General features: G+C 71.3%; 5 protein-coding genes and 1 pseudogene. 2 read left to right on the top strand and 4 right to left on the bottom strand.

Features of this window, described 5'->3' with window-relative positions; genetic code table 11:
* Both WAE60_RS21535 and WAE60_RS21530 read right to left on the bottom strand, forming a co-directional pair.
* Positions 1–809: pseudogene (locus WAE60_RS21535) on the bottom strand (histidine kinase); the annotation flags it as partial.
* Positions 806–1,525, bottom strand: a complete 720-nt coding sequence (locus WAE60_RS21530) for a response regulator transcription factor (RefSeq protein WP_029908031.1) — start codon at positions 1,523–1,525, stop codon at positions 806–808. The pseudogene WAE60_RS21535 and the gene WAE60_RS21530, both read right to left, overlap by 4 nt.
* A gap of 299 nt (positions 1,526–1,824) precedes the next feature.
* Here WAE60_RS21530 and WAE60_RS21525 point away from each other — a divergent pair, with 299 nt between their 5' ends.
* Complete coding sequence (locus tag WAE60_RS21525; RefSeq protein ID WP_337688653.1) at positions 1,825–2,757, top strand: helix-turn-helix domain-containing GNAT family N-acetyltransferase; 933 nt, start codon at positions 1,825–1,827, stop codon at positions 2,755–2,757.
* 105 nt (positions 2,758–2,862) lie between these two features.
* Positions 2,863–3,366, top strand: coding sequence for a YcxB family protein (locus tag WAE60_RS21520; RefSeq protein WP_337688652.1), 504 nt, complete (start codon positions 2,863–2,865; stop codon positions 3,364–3,366).
* Positions 3,367–3,385: 19 nt separating this feature from the next.
* Here WAE60_RS21520 and WAE60_RS21515 read toward each other — a convergent pair whose 3' ends face one another.
* The gene (locus WAE60_RS21515) at positions 3,386–4,111 is read right to left on the bottom strand and encodes a response regulator transcription factor (protein WP_337688650.1); all 726 of its coding nucleotides are present in this window, start codon (positions 4,109–4,111) and stop codon (positions 3,386–3,388) included.
* 3 nt (positions 4,112–4,114) lie between these two features.
* Positions 4,115–7,357 carry an autotransporter outer membrane beta-barrel domain-containing protein gene (locus WAE60_RS21510; protein ID WP_337688648.1) on the bottom strand — a complete coding sequence of 1,081 codons (3,243 nt, stop codon included), beginning with the start codon at positions 7,355–7,357 and terminating at the stop codon, positions 4,115–4,117.
* Between the last annotated feature and the right edge of the window lie 186 nt (positions 7,358–7,543).

Genomic DNA, 7,543 nt, shown 5'->3' with positions numbered 1-7,543 from the left:
GGGCGGCGGATCGGCGGCGGTTCGCGCGCGGCGGCGTCGGCCACCGGGTCCAGCGGCGGGGACGACGGCGTCACCCCGCGCAGCGAGTCGGGCAGGGTCACCTGGCGAGAGCGGAACGGCGCGGCGAACAGCGGGTCGGTCGCGCGATCCGAGCGGGCCCCGGACGACTGGTAGCTGAAGGTCCGCTGGCCGCCGGAGCCGTCCTGCGCGCCGTAGCCGCCCCGGAAGACCCGCTGGCCGCCGCCGGCGGGGAAGCCCTGCGGACCGCCCGTCATGACGCCCGTCATCGCCCCTGGGCCCATGCCGCCGCGCATCCCGACTCCGCCGGGGCCGGGTCCGGCCGGCAGGGTCTGGGCCTCGGCGTAGGTGGTGAACAGCAGGGCCAGGGAGGGCGGGCGGCCGGAACGGCGGCTCTCGGCGCCGGCGAACGGCGGCGGGGCGTAGAACAGCAGGCGGACGTCCTCGCGCGGGACCTTCAGCAGGCGGGCGAGGTCGGCGCTGGCGGGTTCGGACGCCACCCAGCCGGGGCTCTGCAGGCTGGGCGGCTGGGTCTCGATCGTGCGGACCAGGGGACGGTCGCTGTCGTTGTCGGGCACGGCGCCGCGCAGGCCGGAGGCGATGTCGGCCAGACTGTGGTGCATCGCCGGAGCCGGCGGCAGCAGCAGGGTCAGGCCCAGGGTCACGGTCTGGGCCACCATCAGGGCGGCCAGCAGCAGGGCCAGGATCTGCACGGCGATCGGCGGGCTGGGCCACCGCCTGGACAGTCCGGCCAGGAAGGAGCCCCTCGAAGCGCCCCCCCGGGCGATCATTCGACCGTCACCCTGGCGTCCAGCATGTAGCCCATGCCGCGATAGGTGCGGATCAGCGGGGCGTCGGACTGGGCCTCGATCTTGCGGCGCAGGCGGCTGATGTGCAGGTCGACGCGGCGGCCCAGGTTCTCGACCGTCTCGCCGGCGATGATGGTCAGGAGCTCGTCGCGCGACACCACCGAGCGGGCGTGGTCGGCCAGGGTGGACAGGATCGTGAACTCGCCGGGCGTCAGCAGCAGCAGCACGCCGTTGGGCGCGGTCAGCTGGCGGGCGGCGACGTCCAGGCGGAAGCCGGCGAACAGGCGCACGTCGCTGCGCGGACCCTGGCCCCCGGCCCGGCGGCGCAGCAGGGCCTTGACCCGGGCCAGCAGCTCGCGCGGCGGGATCGGCTTGACCACGTAGTCGTCGGCGCCCAGCTCCAGGCCGACGATGCGGTCGACCGGATCGCCCAGGGCGCTGAGCAGCAGGATGGCCGGGCCGTCGGACCCCGCCACCTGGCGGCACAGCGACAGGCCGTTCTCGCCGGGCAGGTTGACGTCCAGCACCATCACGTCGACCGAGCGGGTCTCCATCACCTCGCGCGCGGCGGCGACCGTGGGGGCCTCGCGGACGGTGTAGCCCTGGGTGTCCAGATAGCCGGCCATCTCCTGGCGCAGCACGTCGTCGTCCTCGACCAGCAGGACGGTGGCGGTTTCGGCGAGTGCGCGCAAAGTCATGTGGGCCCCATACAGCCAGATTATGGCCGCGGCTGGACCTTCGCCATGAGCGCCATGGGCGGGTCGTGCGTCCCATCTCCTAGGAGGACCGCGTTTGTTTCGCCCGGATTTCGGGTCGCGCCTCGAGGGCGGGTCATTTGTATCGATTGGTGTCGAGCGTGAAAAACAACGCCTGGATTCAGCGGTTTCGGGGGCGCGGCCGAACGTCGCGGCGGCCGGCGATCGCCTCCGTCGCGATGTGTTGACTCAGTCAAGATATCGATTATTTGACTCAGTCAATATACACCGAGGAGACAGCCATGGTCCCGGAGACGGAAATCGCCGCCCTGCGCGCGTTCAACCGGCTGTACACGCGCCGGCTGGGCCTGCTGAACCCCCGGCTGGACAACAGCTCGTTCTCGCTGACCGAGGCCCGGATCCTCTATGAACTGGCCCACCGCGACGAACCCAGCGCCGCCGAGATCACCCGGACCCTCGACCTGGACCCCGGCCAGTTGAGCCGCACCCTCAAGCGCTTCGAGACGCGGGGCCTGGTCGAGACCGCGCCCCATCCCGGCGGCGGGCGCAGCCGGTCGATCCGGCTGACGACCGCCGGCAGCGAGGCCTTCGCGGCCCTGGAACGCAACACCCGCGGCGCGGTCGGCGAGCTGCTGGACGGCCTGCCGGCGCCCAAGCGCGAGACCCTGCTGGCGGCGACCCGTTCCATCCGCCGGGTGTTCGACGAGACCCCCGACGCCGAGGCCTCGTCCGGCGTCGTGCTGCGCGACCTGCGGCCCGGCGATCTGGGCTGGATCATCCACCGCCAGGCGGTGCTCTACGCCCAGGAGTACGACTGGAACCAGGACTACGAGGCCCTGGTCGCCCGCATCCTCGCCGACTTCGTCCAGGCGTTCGATCCGGCCCGCGAGGCCGCCTGGATCGCCGAGGCGGACGGCCGGGTGGTGGGCTCGATCTTCCTGGTGCGCGGCGAGACGGCGGACACCGGCAAGCTACGGCTGCTCTATGTCGAGCCCGACACCCGCGGCCGGGGCGTGGGCGCGATGCTGGTCCAGGCCTGCATCGACCGCGCCCGGGCGGTCGGTTGCCGCCGCCTGGAGCTGTGGACCAACAGCGTGCTCGTCGCCGCGCGGCGGATCTACCAGCGCGCCGGCTTCGTCCTGGTCGCCGAAGCGCCGCACCAGTCGTTCGGCAAGGACCTGGTCGGCCAGACCTGGGCGCTGGACCTGGGGTAGGAGCCGCAACGCGCTTCCCGCGGGCCGCGTCGTGAGCTAGACGCGTCGGAGGGGGACGCGATGGAAGCTTCAGGGATCATCTTGGCGGGCGAAAGCGCGTCGGCCATGGCCTATATCAAGGCCCGCTGGGGCCTGTCGCCGCGCCAGGCCAAGGCCATCATCATGGTCTGCATGCTGGGCGTCGGCGTTCCCCTGTCCGTGTGGGCGTCGGGATCGTGGTTCTCGGCCTTCATGTCGGTCGAGTTCGCCATCGGCGGGCTGGTCGTGGGCATTCTCGTGGTCCAGAGACTGTCGGGCCCGAGCCTGCGGAAAGCGCTCGGCAAGCGGGGACAGCGGGCTGACCTGGCGCTCACCCTGCGCCTGACGCCCGAGACCATCGTCTATGACCTGGCCGACCTGACGACGACCGCCCGCTGGTCGTGCGTCACCGACCTCTATCGAACCCGCAAGCACTGGGTCTTCCTGGTGCAGAGCAGCGCCATGGTCCTGCCTCGGCGCTTCTTCGCGACTCCGGAGGCCGAGCGCGACTTCATCGCCGAAGCCCTGTCGCGCATGACGGACGCGGCCCGCGCGAGAAGCCCGGATGCGGTCGGGATGGTCGACGGCTAGCTGGCTTCCCGCCCGCCCCCTACTCCTGCACCCGGTCCACCCGGGTCGCGAAGATGTAGCCGACGTGGCGCACCGTGCGGATCAGGTAGGCCCCGCCGTCGACGCGGCCCAGCTTGCTGCGCAGGCGGCTGATGGCGACGTTGACCTGCTGCGGGGCGGGGCGCGCGTGGGCGTCGGGCGGACCCTGGCGCAGCTCGTCGCGGGTCAGCACTTGGTTGGGCCGATCGACCAAGGCCCACAGCACCAGGAACTCGGCCGTCGCCAGCGGCACGGTCCCGCCGCGCGGGTCCAGCAGGGTCTGGGTGGCGACGTTCAGCCGCCAGCCGTCGAAGCTGAAGACCGGGTTGGCGTCGCGCGCCGGCTCGTCGGGGCGGCCGTCGTCGTGACGGCGCAGCACCGCCCGGACCCGGGCCAGCAGCTCGCGCGGGCGGTAGGGTTTGATCACGTAGTCGTCGGCCCCCAACTCCAGGCCCACCACCACGTCGCACTCCTCGCCCGAGTCCGAGACCACCATGATCGCGGGCGGGGAGGGCAGGGTCAGCAGGCGCGAGCAGACCGACAGGCCCGAGGCGTCGGGCAGCACCATGTCCAGCATCACCAGGTTGACCTGGGTCTCGCGGAGGATCTGCTCCATCTCGCGGGCGGTGCCGGCGCCTAGGGCCGTCAGGCCGTAGCCCGAGAGGAGGCCGGTCATGTCGTGACGGGCGACGGGGTCGCCGTCGAGGATGAGGATGCGCTTTTCCACGGGCTAGAACATCGCCCTCCCTGTCAGCCGCATGGTGTATTTGGTCTGCTTGTGCGAGGCCTCGGCCCCGCCTTCGAGGGCCACGTAGGACAGGGCCGAACCGGCGCGCAGGGCGAAGCCTAGGGTCACCGCCCCGTCCCGGTCGTTGTCGGCCAGCAGGGTGAAGGGCGTGCCGCCCGTGAAGCTGGCGATGGTGTCGCCCATGGCCCCGGCCAGGGTCTTGCGATAGCCGACCCGCAGCTCGGGCCGCACCCAGACGTCCTTGCCGTACGACTTGCCCAGCACCAGGCCCACGTCGCCGCTGAGGTTGTCGGCCTCGCGCGAGGCGACGGTCAGGTCGAAGCCGGCGCCCCCGCCGTGCTCCTTGCGCTCGCCTTCCCACAGCCAGACATAGTCCAGCCGGCCCTCGGGGCGCAGGTAGACGTCGCCCAGCCGCGCCTCGTAGGCCACGCCGGCGAAGGCGTTGGCCACCATGCCGTTCCAGGCGGCGGTGTTGGTAATGCTGACGTCGGCCGTGCCGTCGCCGTCGACGTCGGCGGTGACCAGGCCGCGGTCGCCGTTGAAGCGGCTGTAGCCGGCCCCGCCGCCGAGGTTGAACCGCCAGCCGCCGACCGAGCGCCGCCAGTAGAGGCCGGCCTGCAGGATCGAGGCGGTGGTCTTCTCGCCCAGCTTGGCGACCGTGTCGTGTTCTTCCAGGCTGACCGCCGCCAGGGTCACGCCCAGCGCCCCGCCGGCGTCGCCCATCGCCTCGTAGCCGGCGACCATGCCCAGGGCCTGGGTGTCCGACCCCTGGGTGTCGCCGTCCTCGCGGCGGACCAGGACGTTGATCTCCTGGAGCCAGACGCTGTCGGGCCCGTAGCGGTCGCCGGGATCGGGACGGTTGGCGGTGGCCGCAGAGATTTGCTGCTGCACGGTCTGCAGGGCCGCGAACAGGCCCTCGCCCTGGCTGGGCAGCATCTGGTCGTAGACGCTGAGGAAGCCGTCGCGGGTGCTCTGGTTCAGGAAGGCAGTGGCGATGTCGTCGTCGTTGGACAGGGCCGCGAACACCGCGTCGTAGGCGGCGGTCTGGCTGCGCGACAGCGAGGCCTCGGCGGCCGTGCGCCGCCGCACGTCGATATTGACGTCGTTGCCCGAGGCGTAGCCGTTGGCGACGTACATGTAGGCCACGTGGCCCAGCAGGTCCTGGTCGATCGTCCCGGCGGTCAGGTTGTTCGCCTGGATCACGGTGTAGGTCGTCGGCGTCGTCAGCAGGCTCTTGAAGTTCAGGCCCAGCGAGGCGCCGGTCTCGACCGTGGCGGTGTCGGCCACCAGCTTGGTCTGGGTCCCGGCCGCCGGGTCGACCGTGAAGACCAGCACGCTGTCGGCGCCCAGGGTCAGGCTGGTGGCCTTGATGGTCTCGGTATTGGTCAGGCCCAGCGAGCCGTTGCCCACCTTGATGTCCAGCAGGCCGTCGCTGTCGTGCAGGGCGCCGATCATGTAGCCGGTGCCGTCGATGGTCAGCTTGTCGGCGCCGTCGCCGAACCAGACGTCGCCGATCAGGCCGCCGTTCAGGATCGACAGGCTGTCGGCGCCCGAGCCCAGCACCACCCGGCCGCGGATCATCGGCTCGTCGGCGTCGTCCACGCCGTCGCCGTCCGTGTCGGTGTCGGCCACCCCGTCGTCGCCGTCGTCGCCGTCGTTGACCCCCGACTGGACGATGGTCACGCCGGTGGTGTTCTTCGACACGTCGATGGCCGTGGCCAGGCCGTGGATCACCTCGTTGCTGGCGTCGGTGTCGTCGTCGTCGGTGTCGTATTCGTCGTCCGTGGCGACCACATAGGCCGCGATCGAGCCGGTGTTGGTGATGGTCTTCAGGCCGCCGGTCTCGTCGATGATGGCGTAGGACGAGCCGCCTTCGCCGCCGACGGTGGCGCTGATGACCCCGGCGTTGGTGATGCTGGTCATCACCGACCCGGCGCCGATGCTGACGGCCTTGGCCGTGACGGCGGTGTCGCCGGTGACCGAGGCGGCGATCGAGCCGGTGTTCCACAGGGTGTCGGCCACGGCGCCGGCGTTCAGCTTCAGGGCGACGGCGTCGCCCTCGTAGGCGCTGGCCGCGATCGAGCCGCTGACCTTCACCCCGCCGGTGATCAGGGTCGACTGGCCGGCGTCGCCGCCCAGCTGCACGCCGGTGGCGCTGATCCCGTCGTGGACGCCCGCCGCCGTCACCGAGCCCCGGATGATCAGGCCGTAGGCGTCGTCGCCGGTCCCGACCGCGCCCAGGGTGACGGACCGGGTGTCCGAGCCGATCAGCAGGGCCGGGGCCGAGCCGTAGGCGGTGATCGCGGCCGAGCCCTCGCTGCTGTCGGTGGTCCCGTCGCCGTCCTCGTCGTCGGAGGTGTCGTCGTTGGTGTCGGTGGGCGGGACGTCCAGCAGCACGCCGCCGGCGACATTGGCCGTGACCTTCACGCCGCCGCCGCCCTGCAGCAGGTCGTCGGCGTCCAGCAGGGCCTCGTCGTCCGGATCGGTGTAGCGGCTGGTGACGCGGTAACCGGTCGAATAGATCGTGCCCTGGATGGCGAGCACGCCGCCGACGTCGCCGTCGACCGCCAGGCCGACGTCGCCGGCGCCGGTCACGCTGATCGAGCCGCTGCTGGTCAGGTTGCCGCTGATCGTCCCCGTCGTGTGGACGCCGTAGCTGCGGTCGCCGACCACGCTGATCGTCCCGGCGTGCAGCAGCGAGCCGGTCAGGGCCGTCTCCAGGCTGATGCCCGCCGAGTCGTTGCCCTCGATGGTGATCGCGCCCGTCGAGTCGTTGGTGATCGTGCCGACGAACGGATCGGTCCCGGTCACCCGGATGCCGTAGCGGCCCGAACCCTTGGCGAACAGGCCGTCATAGTCGCCGTCGTCGTCGTCGTCGGTGTAGTCGTAGTCCTCGGTCAGGCTGATCGTGGCGCTGTTGAGCAGCGTGCCCGTATGGCCGCCCAGCACCAGCACGCCGATGGAGTCGTTGACGCCCACGCTGCTCAACGAGCCGGCGTTGGTCAGGGTGTTGTCGCTGTCCAGCGTGGCGATCGCGCCCGAGCTGGAGAGGGTGATCGCGCCGTCGCTGGTGATCTTGACGTCGTCGGCCGCCCCGGAATTGGCGGTGGAGGTGGCGATCGGCGTGGTGCGCGAACTGCTGGTGACCTGGGTTTCGGCGACCGCCTTTCCTCCGCAGATCAGCAGAGGGGCCAAGGCGGCCGTAGCGAGGAATTTGCGGGACATGGACGGCCTGTGCTGCGTGCCGTCCCTGGCTAGAGCGCCGCCGTGGCTCCTGGATGACCCCTCGGTATCGACGTCGATAAGCTGGGCTGTCCGAAAGCGATGAAGTGTTTCGGAAGTGTGTCGCTGGATACCGAGCCGAGGCTGGGGACGCGCCCTTGCGGCGTGTCCCCATCGTCAAGCGCGGCG

This window comes from Caulobacter sp. CCG-8, assembly GCF_037402475.1.
Taxonomy (GTDB): Bacteria; Pseudomonadota; Alphaproteobacteria; order Caulobacterales; family Caulobacteraceae; genus Caulobacter.
This window is presented reverse-complemented; position numbering and strand designations above follow the sequence as displayed.

What these genes read in the sequence shown, in the direction of transcription:
- WAE60_RS21520 (WP_337688652.1), top strand. Translation starts at nt 2,863, where the DNA reads ATGGCCTATATCAAGGCCCGCTGGGGCCTGTCGCCGCGCCAGGCCAAG.
- WAE60_RS21525 (WP_337688653.1), top strand. Translation starts at nt 1,825, where the DNA reads ATGGTCCCGGAGACGGAAATCGCCGCCCTGCGCGCGTTCAACCGGCTG.
- WAE60_RS21510 (WP_337688648.1), bottom strand. Translation starts at nt 7,357, where the DNA reads ATGTCCCGCAAATTCCTCGCTACGGCCGCCTTGGCCCCTCTGCTGATC.
- WAE60_RS21530 (WP_029908031.1), bottom strand. Translation starts at nt 1,525, where the DNA reads ATGACTTTGCGCGCACTCGCCGAAACCGCCACCGTCCTGCTGGTCGAG.